The organism is Marinomonas spartinae (genome assembly GCF_900089775.1).
Taxonomy (GTDB): domain Bacteria; phylum Pseudomonadota; class Gammaproteobacteria; order Pseudomonadales; family Marinomonadaceae; genus Marinomonas; species Marinomonas spartinae.
The window spans coordinates 1-17,072 of record NZ_FLOB01000009.1 but is presented as its reverse complement, the minus strand read 5'-3'; the positions used below and the strand labels follow the sequence as shown (position 1 = coordinate 17,072).

Sequence of the window (17,072 nt, the reverse complement as noted above, 5' to 3'; positions counted from 1 at the left end):
AAAACAACATAAAACCCAGCCCACTCTTAAGGTTATGTTGTTTTTATTGAATTGCGTTGACTGTGATTAATGCTTGAATGAAAGCCGTGAACGCATTTCTCCTGTGCACTTTTATGATGATGTTTACCCTGATGAATTGTCATATTTTGATATGTGATGGAGAAAAAAATGATAACAACAAAAAAGACTCTACTAATCGCAATGCTAGCAGCGCAATTTCCAATGTCTTCAGCATGGGCGGCCGATACAAATGCAAGTACGAGTACAAGCCTTCAGTCTTTGCAAGAACAGATTAATGAGCTTCAGGCTCGCCTGAATAAGACAGAAAAAACGGCAGAGCAAGCGTCAGATAAAGCGTCTCAAGCAAAGGTGGCGGCCACTAAAGCATCAGATGATGCCTCTTCTTTTGAATTCCATGCCTATGCACGTGCTGGGCTGTTGATGAACAATCACGGTTATGGTGCTGCTACCGGAGATGGTAAGGTGATTGGAACTGGCCCATATATGACAGCGGCCGGTGCCCTTGGTGCACCAGTAGGCCGTTTAGGGCTAGAAGACGACAACTATGTGGAAACGGATTTAATTCACAAAAGTGTTGCCGACAACGGCACCAAATCACTTTATAAAATCATGATTGCGGATGGTAACCGAAGCAGCAATGATTGGACTTCAAGTGAGAGTCAACTCAACGTTCGCCAAGTCTATACTGAGTTATCTGATATCAGCTCTTTTACGGGGGCATTCAAAAATGCCAAAGTATGGGCGGGTAAGCGTTTTGATCGCGACAACTTTGATATCCACTTCTTCGACTCAGATATCGTTTTCTTATCTGGTACAGGGGCGGGTATTTATGATGTGCAGTTAGGCAATAACTGGAAGTCAAACTTCTCCATTTACGGTCGTGATTTTGGCACCGATACCTCAAGTAACAATATTAAAAACTATATTGCCACCATGAATAACCACATTGGGCCATGGCAATTCATGGTCAGTGGGATGACTTCTCCGAAAAATGATCAACGTGCTTCAACAGCAAGTTCACCAACGACACGTGCAAACAGTGGTATACATACCTTATTTGCTTATCATGGCGGAAGTTTTTATGGTTTAGCTAAAGGCTTTTCTAAAACTGGGATTTTAATGGGGCAAGGTCTAGGTGCTGAATTAAAACGAATTGGCGCAGACGGTAATTTGAATGATAAAGCCAAAGCGGTGCGTTTATTCAGCTTTGGTGTGGCTAACTTAAATGATACTTGGAAAGTGGCTCCAGCTTTCATGGCAGAATACAGCAAAGACCGGATTAAAACAGGTGATGAATTCAAATGGGCCTCGTTAAATGTGCGTTTGTCTGAAGCCTTTACTGATAACTTTGAAATGGTGTACGAAGGTTCTTACCAATACATGGATCTCAATAACGGCACAAGCAGTGCCAACGGTAACTTCTACAAAGCAACCATTGCTCCAACGCTGAAAATGTCGACGGCAGGTGGCTTTTTTGCTCGCCCAGAATTGCGCTTCGCGGTGAGCTATGTGAACTGGAGTAAAGAGTTAGATAACTACACCATCAGTCTAGACAATACCGCTAAGCCTATGGGATCAGGTGGTAGAACCTTATTCGCCCTACAAATGGAAACTTGGTTCTAGTTCTAATAGGCAAATGGATTTACAAGCGAATGTCGGTGTACGGAAGCACGGCTAAAAAGCAACACAAAACTTATAATGATGATAAGAATGGAAAAAGCTCTTGCTGAATAGTAAGAGCTTTTTTTCGTGTGTATTTTCATAGGATAGCGACTTGAACAATGGTGAGCTTGTTAAAAAGTTGAATGTTTGACGAATATATCTGCTTTTACATGGTGCGCTTTTACTTTTTTGACCTGTTTTTGGGCGAACATAAAAGAACATCTTTCTTGCACTTTTGGCTGTTTTTTTAATTAACCCAATGAAAACAAGGGTATTAAATAATTGGCACGCTACCTGCTATATATGAATTAAGTTCGTACCCTTGGGAAGTCGAGCTTCACAATTTGATGTAATAGAAGGCTAGGGTTCCGGCTATATAGAAAAATATAGTGACTGGTCCGAGAGCATTCGACCTTGTCAGTTTCAAGGTTACACGGCGGGACAAAAGCCCGGGAGACCACATGGCGATATTTGCCAAGGGTACTCCGTGTGTAATGTAAAAACTGAAAAGGTGACCGCTATGCAATACTCCGCGAAAAAGTTAACCGTTCTGCTTTGTTCTCTTCTACTGTCTGCCAATGTCTTGGCAAAAGACCACTTCAAAGTCTGTTGGTCCATTTATGCGGGTTGGATGCCTTGGGCTTATGCTCAAGAGTCCGGCATTATCAAAAAATGGGGCGACAAATACGGTATCGATATCGATGTCGTACAAATCAATGACTATGTTGAATCCATGAACCAATATACCGCAGGTCAGTTTGATGGCTGTACTATGGCGAATATGGATGCCTTGACGATCCCCGCAGCCAGTGGTGTAGACAGTACGGCACTGATTGTCGGTGATTACTCCAATGGTAATGATGCGGTTATCTTGAAAGGCAAAAAACACCTAAAAGACATTAAAGGCCAAAACGTCAACTTGGTTCAATTTAGTGTGTCTCACTATTTGCTTGCTCGCGCCTTAGCTTCGGTGGGAATGAGCGAAAAAGACGTGAACGTGGTGAATACCTCTGATGCAGACATGGCATCGGTGTTTGGCACCAGTGACGTAACGGCCGCTGTGACATGGAACCCCATTGTCAGTGAGATTCTACAAATGCCGAACACCTATGATGTGTTTGACTCTTCTCAAATCCCAGGCGAAATCCTAGACACCATGGTCGTCAATACCAAAACCCTTAAAGAGAACCCTAATTTTGGTAAAGCCCTTGTTGGTGCTTGGTACGAAATCATGGGCTTGATGCAAGGTAACAGCGCGAAAGCCAAAGAAGTCCGTACGGATATGGCCGAGGCAGCGGAAACAAACCTTGCTGGTTACGATGCGCAATTGGCAAAAACCCACATGTTCTACACGCCACAATCAGCTCTTAAGTTGGTCGATAGTAAACAACTCTACACCACCATGAAGCACGTTGCTGAATTCTCGTTTGCGCACGGTTTATTAGGTGATGGGGCGCCAAGTGCAGGGGCGGTTGGTATTCAAATGCCGGCTGGCGTATTTGGCGATAAAAACAATATCAAACTGCGCTTTGACCCGACCTATATGCAAATGGCAGCCGACGGAAAACTGTAATTCACCCGACAAACGCATTCTCTGGAGGTCTGGCTTCCCTTGGTTTTCATTGAGAAAACTAAGGGAAGAAGAGCGAAGAGAGTGGTCATGGGACTCAACATGAAAAAAATGATTAATTTAAAACCAAGCAGAACCAGTGCGATTATTATCGGCCTACTGCCTTTTGTTCTGTTATTGGTGATCTATATGGTGAGCTCGGATGCCCGCTTAGCGATCAACCCCAGTGATAAAATGCTGCCTGCGTTCAGTCAAATGGGCGATGCGATCTACCGTATGGCGTTTGAGCCCAGTCGTCGGACGGGGGACTATGTGTTCTGGCAGGATACGTTGAGTAGTCTGGGGCGCTTAGGGGCGGGGGTGCTGATTGCGGCGTTGCTGGGATTGGTTATAGGTTTATTAACGGGCGCTTTACCCGTGGTGAATGCCAGTTTTTCCCCTTTGCTGACCGTGATTTCATTGGTGCCGCCTTTGGCGTTGTTGCCGATTTTATTCATTGTTGTGGGATTAGGGGAGGCCTCGAAAATTACCTTGATTGCCATCGGGATTACCCCGTTTATCGCTCGGGATATTCAGCGGCGAACACAGGAAATTCCGTCAGAACAACTGGTGAAGGCTCAAACACTTGGAGCAAGCACCAGCCAAATTTTAATTCGCGTGTTGTTACCGCAAATCATGCCCAAACTGATTGATGCGATACGCTTGTCATTGGGCTCTGGCTGGCTGTTTTTAATCGCCGCAGAAGCCATCTCTTCCACCGATGGCTTGGGTTATCGCATTTTCTTAGTACGTCGTTATCTTGCCATGGACATCATTTTGCCTTATGTGGCGTGGATTACTCTGTTGGCATTCTTGATTGACTTCTTATTGGCTCGATTGAATCGACGACTCTTTCCTTGGAGTCTGGAGGGGGGCGCATGAGTCAATCTATTCAGACAAAGACTGCCGTATCCAACGTGAAGAAGGCCGCAGTGACGCCCATTATTCAAGGTACCAACATAGGTAAATCCTACGGGCAAGACATTATTCTCGAACGGGTCAATGTCTCGGTGCAAGAAGGGGAGTTTATTACCTTAGTGGGGGCCTCTGGTTGCGGCAAAAGTACCTTTTTGAAAATGATCTTAGGGATTGAAACGGCCACCGAAGGGGAATTGCTGTTGGATGGCAAACCGATTCCCAACGAACCTGGTTCCGATCGTGGCATTGTGTTTCAGCAATATTCAGTGTTTCCCCATATGACCGTGTTGGAGAATGTCATCGCGGCTAAGGGCTTTCAAAAATCCTCTATCACTGGCTACTTATTTGGCAAAGAGAAAAAAGTTGCCAAGCAGGAAGCCGCTGAGATGCTGGCACAAGTAGGGCTGGGTCATGCCTTGAATCGTTATCCCCACGAGTTATCTGGCGGTATGAAGCAGCGGCTTGCCATTGCCCAAGCGGTGATCTGTAAACCGCGCATTTTACTGCTGGATGAGCCTTTTGGTGCATTAGACCCAGGCATTCGGGCGGATATGCATGCCTTGGTATTGGACCTTTGGCACAAACATAAACTGACCATTTTTATGGTCACCCATGATCTAAAAGAAGGCTTCTACCTCGGCACACGCTTATGGGTATTCGACAAACTGCGTCATGACCCCCATTCCCCCAATGCCTATGGCGCTTCAATCACCTATGACCTACCGGTAGGTCATATGCCTGAGCCGCTTTATGACGAAATCGATCAACAGCTTCGACCGATTACTAAAATGGAACAGCCCATTTCGAGTATGGAATAGAACGCAGAGGAAAATTTATTATGAAAAAGTACGAAACCATTATTCCGGCCGCTAGCCACTGGTCACTGCGTGTGCGCCGTGGTATGCAAATGACCCTCACCGACATCGAAGGCGATGCCAATGTGGGCATGGTGTTTTACAACCCAGAAAACTTATTGGAACGTTACAACGCGCCAGACACCTTAAAAGGGCAGCATACTTTCAAACTTACCAAAGGTCATTGCTTGTATTCTGACATGGGGCGCATCTTTGCTTCCATTATCGAAGACTCCGTGGGCTGGCATGAAACCGTCAGCGGTAACAGTCACGCCTCTCACATTGCCGCCAAGTGGGGCAAGCGCGACTACCAAAACGATCGTAATGATTGGATGCAAAATGGTCACGATGCCATGCTGGTAGAAATGGCCAAATATGGACTAACCAAAGCCGACATCGCCGCAAATTTGAACTTATTTAGTCGAGTGGGTACCGATGCTGACGGCAATATGTCGTTAGTGGAAGGCAACAGTCCTGCTGGTTCAAGTGTCACTTTGCGTTTTGAAATGGATACTTTGGTGATGTTGCATACTTGCCCACATCCATTAAGCAGCGCGGCCAGTTACCCAAAAAAGCCGATTGCCATCCTGTTAGAAAAAGCTGCCCCTGTGGAAGAGGACGATTCATGCAAAATGTCTCGCCCTGAAAACCAACGTGGCTTTGCGAATAACGAACTTTATTACCTTGGTGCTGAGATGAGCACAGACACTGGCGCGGAGGCCTAATCATGATCAAAGAAAGCCTATTAAACCCAGAGCATGCCAATACCACTTACCATATTGATGCGGGGGATTATTTTATTGGCGTTGTAAAAGCGGGCAGTACGTTTCGTCTCGTTGATTTAGAAGGCAATCAAGCGGCGGATACCTTGTTTTACAACGCCAATGATCCTGCCGAGCGCTACAGCGCCACGGATACCATTCGCGAGCAAGGCAACGTGTATTTAACTGCTGGCTCAGAAATTCGCTCCAATCAAAACAACGTTATGTTGGAGATCGTCGCGGATACCTGTGGTCGCCACGACACGCTAGGTGGAGCCTGCGCAACAGAAAGTAATACCGTGCGTTATGATCTAGAAAAACGTTGTATGCACGCTTGTCGTGATAGCTGGATGTTAGCGATTACTGAAAACCCAGAGTTTGGCTTATCGAAGCGCGACATTAGCCACAACATCAACTTTTTTATGAATGTGCCTGTGACGCAAGCGGGTGGTTTGACCTTTGAAGATGGGATTTCAGCCCCCGGCAAATACGTGGAAATGGTGGCCAAAATGGACATTATCGTGCTGATTTCTAATTGCCCACAATTAAATAACCCTTGTAACGGCTATAACCCAACGCCAGTGGATATGTTGGTCTGGGATAAACGCTAAATTGGTAGTCTGAGATGCTTGATAGAGAAAACAGCTTACGAAATAAGCAGCCTCATGGATGGGGGCGGCAGGTTGTTAAATACAGGGACTGTATTTCGACTGAGCGTTTTCTATACCTGTTTTTACTCAGACATTCTGGCTTGTTTAATACAGGCTTTGTTCATGAAACACTCTGTCACGACCGATAGAGCTGATCGTTTTAGTTAGCCCAGTGGACGGCCACTGAGGTTTATCTCACTCCGGGACGGCCCGGACAAGGTTGAACCATGTTTAATAAGGTTTTAATAGCCAATCGAGGCGCCATCGCCACTCGTATTATTCGCACGCTTAACACCATGCAGATTGGCTCCGTGGCCGTGTACTCCGAATCCGATGCCAAAAGTTTACACGTTAAACGCGCGGATGAAGCTTATTCCTTAGGCGAAGGCAGTGCCAGCGACACCTATTTGGATATGGACAAAATACTCAATATAGCCAAACAATCGGGTGCCCAGGCGATTCATCCCGGCTACGGTTTTTTGAGTGAAAACGCGGCCTTTGTTCGTCGCTGTGAAGAAGAAGGCATTGCCTTTATTGGCCCAACCGCCGAACAAATGATTGAGTTTGGCCTGAAACACAGAGCACGGGAATTGGCAGAAAAAGCCAATGTACCACTGTCGCCAGGCTCCGAATTGCTCACCGATTTAGACAGCGCTTGCCAAACCGCAAGCGCCATTGGCTACCCTGTGATGCTAAAAAGCACGGCGGGTGGCGGTGGCATTGGTATGCATCTATGCCACGATGAGAAAGGCTTACGAGACAGCTTTGATTCCGTGCGTCGTTTAGGTGCCAATAACTTTGCGGACGACGGCGTTTTTTTAGAGAAGTTCATTGCTCGCGCTCGTCATATTGAAGTGCAGATCTTTGCCGATGGCAAAGGGAGCGCATTAGCACTGGGGGAGCGCGATTGCTCTAGCCAACGTCGTAACCAAAAAGTCGTCGAAGAATGCCCCGCGCCAAACCTTACCGATGAGGTGCGCAAACAGCTTCATCAAACCGCTGAGTTATTATTGTCGTCTGTTCAGTATCGCAATGCTGGTACGGTAGAATTTATCTACGATATGGACACGGACGAGTTTTACTTTTTGGAAGTGAATACGCGTTTGCAGGTGGAACATGGCGTCACCGAAATGGTCTACGGTGTGGACTTGGTGGAATGGATGATACGTCTTGCCGCTGGCGAAGACCTTGCCCTAGACGCTAAGCGTGAAGCGTTAAAACCGAAGGGTCATGCGGTACAAGTGCGCCTTTACGCGGAAGACCCGTATAAAGACTTTCAGCCTTGTGCCGGTTTGTTGAGTCAGGTTCAGTGGCCTTTGGCTAATACTAAGGTTGCTGCTGGTTCGGGTGTTCGCATTGATACTTGGGTCGAAACTGGTATCGAAGTGTCACCGTATTTTGATCCTATGCTGGCGAAAGTGATTATCCATCAGGCGAATCGCGAGAGCGCCTTTGCCCAGTTAAAAGCTACCCTCGACGACTGTGTGCTATATGGCACAGAAACCAACTTAGACTACTTGAAAAACTTGGTTATCGACCCTGTTTTACTGCGTGGTGAAGTGAGTACACGTTATCTCAACCAGTATGTCTACCAGCCAGAACGTATTGATGTGCTCAGTGGCGGTACACAAACCACCTTGCAAGATTTTCCTGGTCGCCAACATCATTGGAATGTGGGCGTGCCTCCGTCAGGCCCTTTTGATAATTACCATTTCCGTCTCGCCAACCGCTTGCTGAATAACCCAGACTCTGCCGCCGCCATGGAAATTACCCTGCAAGGGCCAAGTTTGAAATTCAGCTTTGCAACATGCCTGGTCGTTTGTGGAGCGATGATTGATGCAACAATCGATGGCCAAGCCATTGAGCAAAACCAAGTAGTGACCATCAAAGCGGGCGAGACGTTAGCTTTGGGTCGCATCAAAGAGCAGGGCGCACGGGCCTATTTAGCCGTAGCGGGTGGTTTTGATTGTCCCGATTATTTGGGGTCGAAATCCACTTTCACACTGGGACACTTTGGTGGTCACAATGGCCGAGCCATTCAAACAGGCGATGTTTTGCACACGTTACCTGCGTCTTTGGACAATTTGCCCACACATGCCCCAGGCGAATTGGTGCCCCAGCTGGGCAATCACCATGAATTGCGGGTGATCTACGGACCACATGGCTCGCCAGATTTCTTCACCCCAGAAGACATCCAGATGTTCTTCAGCACAGACTGGGAAATCCATTATAACTCCAGCCGTACCGGGGTGCGCTTAATCGGCCCAAAACCGAAATGGGCACGTAACGACGGTGGTGAAGCAGGGCTTCATCCGTCCAATATTCATGACAACGCTTACGCTTTTGGTAGTGTGGATTTTACCGGCGACATGCCAGTGATTTTAGGGCCAGACGGTCCATCCCTTGGTGGCTTTGTTTGCCCTGCTACGGTGATTACAGCGGATTTATGGAAGCTGGGTCAACTTCGCGCAGGGGATAAAATTCGTTTTATTCCTGTGACCTTGGAAAACGCCGTGGCCCTAGAAGCCGCCCAAAATAACGGCTTGGCAAATCTCACCGCGTTTGAACGCGACATTCCCTCTTGTGACATCCCTTGTGAAGAGCAGACACCGATTCTGAAAACGTTATCGGCGGATCGGTTTGGTGACGAAATCGTCTATCGTGCGGCGGGAGATCACTTCCTGCTGGTGGAATATGGTGAGCAAATACTGGATATTCGTTTGCGTTTTCGTGCTCACGCCTTGATGCAATGGCTAGAGCAAAACCCATTAGCCGGAATGCGTGAACTGACACCGGGGATTCGCTCCTTGCAGATTCACTACGACAGTCAACAACTGAGCTACACGGCTTTATTAGGCCATCTAGAAACGGCGGAGCAAGCCTTAAGCACACAGCTTGATGAACTCACCGTGCCATCAAGAATTGTCTATTTGCCTTTGTCATGGGATGACAGAGCTTGCCAAGAAGCCATCGACAAATACGCCCAATCCGTACGTTCTAATGCCCCTTGGTGCCCAAGTAATCTAGAGTTTATCCGTCGTATCAATGGCCTAGACAGCATTAACGAGGTCAAAGACATCCTGTTCAGTGCGAGCTATTTGGTGATGGGTTTGGGGGATGTGTACCTTGGTGCCCCCGTGGCCACGCCAGTGGATCCGCGTCATCGTCTAGTGACCACCAAATACAACCCAGCACGTACCTGGACTGCGGAAAACTCGGTGGGCATCGGTGGATCATACTTGTGTGTGTATGGCATGGAAGGCCCTGGCGGCTATCAATTTGTTGGCCGGACATTACAAATGTGGAACCGCTATCGTCAGACCAGCGCGTTCAGCAAACCTTGGTTATTGCGCTTCTTTGACCAAATTCGTTTTTACGAAGTGAGCCACGAAGAACTGGAGCAGATCCGTAAAGACTTCCCCCATGACACTTTCCCTGGAAATAAAAGCCCAATACGCATCGAAGAGAGCACCTTCTCTTTGTCTGACTATCAAAGCTTTATCGATGACAACCAAGACAGCATTGAGAGCTTCAAACAAGGTCGTAATAAAGCCTTTGAAGACGAATTAGCGCGCTGGCATGCCAATGGTCAATTCCATTTTGATACAGACGAAGCCGAAGCCGTTTCCACCGACATCACCTGGAGCGAAGACGCGACCGTCGTTGATAGCCCCGTCTCTGGTAGCGTCTGGCAAACTCAAGTGGCAGAAGGGGATCAGGTGCAAGCAGGGCAACTGCTAGTGATTTTAGAATCCATGAAAATGGAAATTCCCATCTATGCCCCTAGCGCAGGCGCGGTAGCGAATTTGTTATTAAAAGACGGCAGCCGCGTTAATGCAGGGCAAGCAATTGTCGTTCTTGAAGAATAAAGTAGAAGATTGAGGAGCAAACTATGGGCATGCAATTAGAAACACAAAGTGGATTGGACATGGGATTTTCTGCCCTGCGCAGCGCTTATCAAGCGGGTAAAACCAGTCCTGAAAGCGTAATGGCGGACATCCGAGAGCGCGCAGCCGATTACAAAGATCACAACATTTGGATTCACCTGTTAACTGAAACGGAACAAGCGGTTTGGCTGGAAGGCCTAAAAAGTAAAGACATGGACACGCACCCCCTATGGGGAATTCCGTTTGCCATTAAAGACAACATCGATTTGGCGGGCATTCCGACCACGGCAGGTTGTGATGCGTTTGCTTACACACCGAGCGCCTCGGCTCAAGTGGTGCAACAGCTGATCGATGCGGGGGCGATTCCCGTTGGCAAAACCAATTTAGACCAATTTGCTACAGGTTTGAACGGTACCCGCTCGCCTTACGGTGCTTGCCATAATTCGTTTCATTACGATTACATCAGTGGTGGTTCCAGCTCAGGTTCGGCGGTTGCTGTGGCCCTTGGTTTAGCCAGTTTCAGCTTAGGCACTGACACCGCTGGCTCGGGCCGTGTTCCGGCTTGCTTTAATAATTTGGTTGGCGTGAAACCGAGCATAGGCTTGTTATCGGCAACGGGTTTAGTGCCTGCTTGTCGTAGCTTGGATTGCATGACCATTTTTGTTTATAACACCGACGATGCCAATACAGCGCTCGCGGCCGCAGAAGGCTTCGATGAACGAGACGGCTACAGCCGCCAGAACCCCTTCGACAATCAAGCTCGCCATTATGGTTTACGTACGGGGCCATTAACCGTCGGTGTGATTCCCGCTCATCAATTGAAATTCTTTGGTGATGAAAGCTATGAAAAAGCCTATTTCGAGACGTTAGCATTGCTTAAAGAGCAGGGCTTTGCCTTTCAAGAAATCGACTATGCTCCCTTTGATGAAATCGCCCAACTTTTATACGAAGGTCCTTGGGTGTCCGAGCGCTACATTGCCACTCAACCTCTGATTGACGAGAATCCAGAGGCGATTTTCCCTGTCGTGCGGGAAATCATCGCGCCAGGTGGCAAACCGCCGGCAACGGCCTTGTTTAAAGCCCAATATCGCATTAACGATTTGAAGCAAATTTGTTTGGCACAAATGGCAAAGGTGGATTGTTTGCTGACGCCCACAGCAGGGCGCCACTTCACCATAGCAGAAATGCTCGCTGAGCCGATTAAGCACAATAGCGAGTTGGGCTATTACACCAACTTTATGAACCTGATTGATCTGGCTTCCATTGCCGTTCCCACTGTAATGACAGACAACGACATGCCATTTGGTATCACGCTTGTGGGGCCGACGTTTAGCGACCGTATGTTAATGTCTATTGCCAACCGCATTCAGCAAGCGCTTCCCCTAAAAAAAGGGGCTTTAGAGGTTGTGGCAACGCCAAACAACACAACCCCTGTGAGCAACCCGAAAACCATCGACGTCATGGTTTGCGGCGCGCATTTAGCAGGCCAGCCACTCAACTGGCAACTAACGGAACGCGGCGCCACCCTAAAAGCCAAAACCACCACCGCAACCATGTATCGCATGTACGCACTGGCAGGCGGGCCTCCGCTTCGCCCTGGGTTGATACTCGATAAAGACAATGGTGACGCCATCGAAGTGGAAGTTTGGTCTGTGCCAACACAACACTTTGGCAGTTTTGTCGCAGGCATCCCCGCGCCCCTCGGCATCGGCAAAATAACACTCGCCAACGGCAGCCAAGTGGCAGGGTTTATCTGTGAACCTTACGGCATCGAAGACGCACAAGACATCACCCATTTTAAAGGCTGGCGAGCGTATTTGGCGTCATTGAAATAGCAAGACGGTAAACGCAGAGACAACGAAAACCACTTTTCTAGCGATAGAGAAGTGGTTTTATGGAAATGTTATTTATAGCAGTTGGTCTAGTGGACTATTGGTTCCAGCAAAATGTTGACCTATTACATGCGTATAAATTTGTGTGGTTGACACATCGTTATGGCCTAACAACTCTTGAACAGTTCTTATATCTCGTCCGGCCATCAATAAGTGAGTCGCAAAAGAATGGCGGAAGGTGTGACAATTTACTCTTGTTTCATTAATTCCTGCTTCATGGACTGCTGTTTTTAATGCTTTACGGGGCACTGAATCATGTAAATGATGCCGGCATAATTCGCCAGTCAAAGGGTGCGGGCTGATTGATGTAGAGGGAAATAAAAACATCCAACTTAATTGACGAAATGCGTTCGGATACTTTCTAGACAGTGCGAAGGGCAAAGAAGGGCCGTATCCCTTTGTATTGTCGTCTTGTTGGATTTTTTGAGCATAGGATTTTTGTTTGTTTAAAGATTCAGCTAATTTACGGCTAAGAATCGTGGTTCTATCTTTATTGCCTTTGCTGCATCGTACCACCAAGCTACCTTGATCCAAATTAATATCTTGAATGCGAATACGTAAGCACTCACTGATCCTAAGTCCTGAGCCATATAGCAATGAGAACATTAAGTGATCCCGTTCATTTAAGCAGCTTAGTATTTTTTGAATGTCGTTAGGTGCTAAAACAATGGGTAAGCGCCGACCTTGTTTAGCATGCTGAAATCCTAAGTCTCCTAATGGTTGATCAAGTAGCTTGTTATATAAAAATGCGAGGGCATTAAGGGCAGATTTTTGTGTGTTAATTGCAACATTTTGTTCAATTGCCAAAAATGATAAAAACGCTCTTACTTCTTCTGCCCCCATATTTTGAGGGTGCTGCAGCTTATGGAATCGAATAAAATATTTAATCCAATACAGGTAAGACTTCTCTATTTTTAAGCTATAGCCGCGCAGCCTGAGTTCATTACGAATAAAGTTAAGAAAAGGACTGGAAGACATCACACACTCCTTGTGGATAATTGACCTAAATCTGTATAAATATACAGTATATTTTTTCAGCTTGCCAATTTTTGGCACGGATTGTCTGAAAAATAATCAAAAAATTGCGTGTCTGCACTGGCAGCATGCCTTAAAGTCTTTTAGTATCAATGAATAAGAATATACGCATCAGAAATAACGTGCTGTGGATAAATGTGTAAACACGCATGCTCGTTTTTCCAGTTTTAGTTTCTGTGAGTAATTTCGTAAAGTAACTTTGATTCAGTTACTTACGGCGTTCATTAGAACTTTTTGGAATTGTCTAAAAGCGCATGCGCACTATTAAAATGTTATCTTTCCGGAGCATGAATTAAATGTTGACATTCAAACTCGCCCAGAGCGGTGATTCAAAGTTAATTTTGAAATATATTCGAGATCTGGCTATTGCTGAAGAATTTCCATTTGAAATATCCGCTACACTATCGGACATAGAGGCAAATCTTCTTGGAAAGGACGCTACGGCAAAAGCTTTGATTTTACAAATTGATGAAAAACCATGCGGTTTTGCTGTTTATTATTACACGTTCTCTACCACAACGGGAAAACGAGGTTTGCATCTAGATGATTTATATATTGAGCCAGAGTTCCAAGGGAATGGAGTTGGTAAAAAAACGCTGATCTATCTAGCTCAATTAGCAAAAGAAAAAGGTTGTGCTCGTTTTGAATGGTGGGCACTTAAAACCAATGACTCGGCAATTAAATTTTATTCGAATATCGGAGCAAAGAAACTAGATGAAATCTCGGTGTTTCGGTTGAATTTACCTCAAATTGAAAGCTTGGCAGAAGATAACAAGCCAATGCACGCGACGAGCGCGTGATTGAAGCGTTAGATAAAATATGAAACTAGGTGCAGATGCTTACAGATTGAGAGACATTTCTTTTGAGTTAATGTTGTTAACTCGAGGTTTTGTACATTTTGATTTTTCCGATTTAGACATAGATCATCCAATATATCAGTACACAGTTACCGGCTTCCTTAGCACAATAAAAGTAAAGTTGGTCGAATTGGCCATTCACCAACGTAATTTGGATGACGAGTTCAAAAATCTTGTATCAGATACTAGTCATGCTTTTCATAATGATAGATCTATAATGGATACTGCTTTTGTTAAGCAGGAATATGCTTTCGATAGAATTTCCACTTGCGTTTTGACAAGCTTGAGAGAAGTTTCAAATAAGATAATACATGTAGATAAATTTGTACTTGCGGGTGCTTTTGAGGACGCAATTACACAGGCGGAATTGACCAAAATTGGGGAGCCAGATTTAGCGCGAGTGGTCATGCTTCATGGAAAGAAAGGAAAATCTGATTGGTGTGTGCTCTTTGATTTATTGGTTTATTGTGAGCAATGCTATCTTTTTGGTGAAATATTGGCCGAGCAGTATGGTATCTAACAATTTGGTGCAGTGGAACCAGTTACGCTCCGCAATTTTTATGGTATCGCTGCGCTCTTTTTACCATAAAATTTGCTCCACTACGCTGGTCCACTGACCAAGGCGTTAGAGCTTGGAGGAAACTTTGAATATTGCACTGTTTGATTTCGATGGGACGATCACCAATGCAGATATGTATACAAAGTTTCTGCACTTTTCTGGAACAAGACGGCGAGCACTACTAGCCAAGATAGTGTTGCCACCATTTTTCATACTTTATAAAGTGGGTGTCATTCCGGCTCCTAGAATGAGAACCATTGCTAGCTTTGTGGCTTTCTCTGGTCGTAAGGTTGATGAAGTCGCAGCCGCTGGGGAGGAATACGCTGCGGATGTTGTGCCTAACCACCTTAGAGAAGTGGCTTTAAATAAGCTTAAATGGCACAAAAATAATGGAGATCAAATCGTTATTGTTTCAGCCTCTCTCGACGTTTATTTAAAGCCCTGGTGTGCTCAAAATGGGTTTGCTCTCGTTTGCAGTGAACTTGAAGTTGACAGCGGTAGGTTTTCTGGACGCTATGTAAATGGTGACTGCAGTTGTGCCAATAAGCCGAAATTGATTGGCTCCAAGTTTGAGCTAGAGCAGTATGAACAAATCTATGCCTATGGTGATACAAAAGAAGACTTGGCAATGTTGAGTGTGGCAGATGAAGCGTATTTAAACTGGGAGCCGCATCCTGAGCGCTAGAGCTCTAACAAATGCATCAAATCTGACTCCGAAAGCTGTCCGATTTTTTGCATAAAAAGGCGCAAAAAAGCGTCCAACTTACTCCGCAGTTTATGCGGGCGTTAGGTATCTAAGGAATTACAAGCAAGTATGAATCCAAATTTAGATGAAGTACTAAAAGCCCTTCAGGATAGCTGGTCACTTGAAAATACAGAAGAGCCCGAGAATTGGACGCCATCCAACCCAAGCCGTGGGCAGTGTGGAGCTTCATCATTAATAATTAATGACTATTTCGGTGGAAAGCTAGTTCTATGGAAGGTTTTTGTAGGTGAAGAGCAAGTGGGCTTTCATTATTCAAACGAGTTACCCGATGGTACTCCATTTGATTCTACTGCTGACCAGTTTTGGAAAAATGAGGAATTGAAAGAACCTTCTTCATTCGTAAGACCAAACAAACCACCAAAGAATGGAGCTGACCGTTATTTGAACTTATCAAATTTGGTCCGTAGCAAATTAGAAAAGAACCAGGTAGACGCGGCAGCCTCTACCTAACAATCAAAGGCATGGGACGCGAAAAAGACCGCGCCCATGCTTTAAGCGTTCTATTTAAAGGGAGTTGGAAATGGTTGAGTACATAAATGCGTTGTTACTAACATATACTGCGTTTATTTTTGCAGTACTTTCACCAGGCCCAAATGTTTTTGGTGTTCTTAATATCTCGCTAGAAAAAGGTAAAGCTGCGGGTTTATTGTTTGGTCTTGGTATCGCATTCGGCTCTTTGACGTGGGCGACTCTAAGTGTTTTAGGCCTGACTCAGATTATTGCTAAATACGCTGAATTACTATTTTTGATAAAGGTGTTTGGAGGGTGCTACTTAATTTATCTCGCCATCAAATCCTATAAGTCAGCTAAGACTGAAGCCTCAGATAGGACCTCTAAGACACATGGGTTAATACCCAAACGATATTTTACCGGAGGTTACGCGCTGATGATGACGAACCCTAAAGCTGCGCTAGCTTGGGTTGCAATAGTATCATTATCTACATTTAACAACGCTCCAGCTTGGGTTTCAATTGCTGCAATCGTTGGCACTTTCACTCTTTCAGTAATTATTCACGTGGCGTATGCGTCAATATTTTCAAGTAGATCATTTGTAAGGTTTTATCGAAAATCGAGAAGCAAAATATTAAAGATTTTTTCAGTTGTTTATGGTGGTTTGGGGTTGAAATTACTTTCATCTACGAACTAAATAGAACAAATGTGGGCACAGGACTCGTTCCTCGCCCGTGCCACAAACGTTATGCACTAATGCTCAGCTAGGAGCACATAGGAGAGAAAGGTGGATTTTGACAAGCTCGCATACCCAGAAACATTGACTATCGCAGGCACGGAATACAAAGGACAACGCAACATGTCCAAAGGTCAAGTTCTGGTGCCATACACAGATGAACCAGATGTAGGTATTGGCGATGTTATTACTCAGAAATCAGGTAAGCGTGAAATACATCTCAAAGTTATAGATGTTTCATTCCTAGAGGACGGATGTTTAGGGGTAGGTACTACGTATCCTCACATGCCCCCTGTGTCAGGATAGTTGTCGCCTCATTTGATATTATAAATAGACAGGGGGCGGTAAGTTAAAACCAGTGGATTACCAAAGACATTCAAGAGCCTTTAAAGAAGCCATCTTACAGAAACTCAGC

At 45.6% G+C, this 17,072-nt stretch carries 15 protein-coding genes and 1 riboswitch; of the genes, 14 read left to right on the top strand and 1 reads right to left on the bottom strand.

The genetic code is table 11. The features are described 5' to 3' along the window. The first annotated feature begins 168 nt into the window (after positions 1–168). The 8 genes from MSP8886_RS16045 to atzF all read left to right on the top strand — a co-directional run bounded on the left by MSP8886_RS16045 (position 169) and on the right by atzF (position 12,197). On the top strand, positions 169–1,644 hold the full coding sequence (locus tag MSP8886_RS16045; RefSeq protein WP_217491356.1) for a carbohydrate porin: 1,476 nt from the start codon (positions 169–171) through the stop codon (positions 1,642–1,644). 388 nt (positions 1,645–2,032) lie between these two features. After that, positions 2,033–2,141, top strand: a riboswitch (guanidine-I (ykkC/yxkD leader). A 62-nt stretch (positions 2,142–2,203) separates the two neighbouring features. Next, positions 2,204–3,256, top strand: coding sequence for a putative urea ABC transporter substrate-binding protein (locus MSP8886_RS16035; RefSeq protein ID WP_067018273.1), 1,053 nt, complete (start codon positions 2,204–2,206; stop codon positions 3,254–3,256). A gap of 99 nt (positions 3,257–3,355) precedes the next feature. Then, positions 3,356–4,174, top strand: coding sequence for an ABC transporter permease (locus tag MSP8886_RS16030; protein WP_067018544.1), 819 nt, complete (start codon positions 3,356–3,358; stop codon positions 4,172–4,174). After that, a complete protein-coding gene (locus MSP8886_RS16025) occupies positions 4,171–5,028 on the top strand; it encodes an ABC transporter ATP-binding protein (protein ID WP_083200989.1) in 858 nt (285 codons plus the stop codon). The genes MSP8886_RS16030 and MSP8886_RS16025 overlap by 4 nt, the downstream gene beginning before the upstream one ends. 20 nt (positions 5,029–5,048) lie before the next feature. Next, positions 5,049–5,789, top strand: coding sequence for an urea amidolyase associated protein UAAP1 (locus MSP8886_RS16020; protein ID WP_067018272.1), 741 nt, complete (start codon positions 5,049–5,051; stop codon positions 5,787–5,789). Positions 5,790–5,791: 2 nt separating this feature from the next. Next, the gene (locus MSP8886_RS16015; RefSeq protein WP_067018269.1) at positions 5,792–6,436 is read left to right on the top strand and encodes an urea amidolyase associated protein UAAP2; all 645 of its coding nucleotides are present in this window, start codon (positions 5,792–5,794) and stop codon (positions 6,434–6,436) included. A 266-nt stretch (positions 6,437–6,702) separates the two neighbouring features. Beyond that, a complete protein-coding gene (gene uca / locus MSP8886_RS16010) occupies positions 6,703–10,344 on the top strand; it encodes an urea carboxylase (protein WP_067018267.1) in 3,642 nt (1,213 codons plus the stop codon). A gap of 23 nt (positions 10,345–10,367) precedes the next feature. After that, entirely contained in the window at positions 10,368–12,197 is a 1,830-nt protein-coding gene (gene atzF / locus MSP8886_RS16005; RefSeq protein WP_067018266.1) for an allophanate hydrolase, read from the top strand. 72 nt (positions 12,198–12,269) lie between these two features. Here atzF and MSP8886_RS16000 read toward each other — a convergent pair whose 3' ends face one another. After that, the gene (locus tag MSP8886_RS16000) at positions 12,270–13,232 is read right to left on the bottom strand and encodes an integron integrase (protein ID WP_067018263.1); all 963 of its coding nucleotides are present in this window, start codon (positions 13,230–13,232) and stop codon (positions 12,270–12,272) included. A gap of 353 nt (positions 13,233–13,585) precedes the next feature. On the opposite strand from MSP8886_RS16000, the gene MSP8886_RS15995 reads away from it, so the two are divergent. The 6 genes from MSP8886_RS15995 to MSP8886_RS15970 all read left to right on the top strand — a co-directional run bounded on the left by MSP8886_RS15995 (position 13,586) and on the right by MSP8886_RS15970 (position 16,963). After that, the gene (locus tag MSP8886_RS15995; protein ID WP_067018261.1) at positions 13,586–14,089 is read left to right on the top strand and encodes a GNAT family N-acetyltransferase; all 504 of its coding nucleotides are present in this window, start codon (positions 13,586–13,588) and stop codon (positions 14,087–14,089) included. Positions 14,090–14,108: 19 nt separating this feature from the next. Next, the gene (locus MSP8886_RS15990; RefSeq protein WP_067018259.1) at positions 14,109–14,666 is read left to right on the top strand and encodes a hypothetical protein; all 558 of its coding nucleotides are present in this window, start codon (positions 14,109–14,111) and stop codon (positions 14,664–14,666) included. Between the two features lie 124 nt (positions 14,667–14,790). After that, positions 14,791–15,390 (top strand): HAD family hydrolase, encoded by a 600-nt coding sequence (locus MSP8886_RS15985; protein WP_067018542.1) that lies wholly within the window; start codon positions 14,791–14,793, stop codon positions 15,388–15,390. Positions 15,391–15,519: 129 nt separating this feature from the next. Next, positions 15,520–15,921: a YunG family protein gene (locus MSP8886_RS15980; protein WP_067018257.1), complete on the top strand. Its 402-nt coding sequence runs from the start codon at positions 15,520–15,522 to the stop codon at positions 15,919–15,921. Between the two features lie 70 nt (positions 15,922–15,991). After that, entirely contained in the window at positions 15,992–16,618 is a 627-nt protein-coding gene (locus MSP8886_RS15975) for a LysE family translocator (protein WP_067018255.1), read from the top strand. A 90-nt stretch (positions 16,619–16,708) separates the two neighbouring features. Next, positions 16,709–16,963, top strand: coding sequence for a hypothetical protein (locus MSP8886_RS15970; protein ID WP_245659118.1), 255 nt, complete (start codon positions 16,709–16,711; stop codon positions 16,961–16,963). The last annotated feature ends 109 nt before the right edge of the window (positions 16,964–17,072 follow it).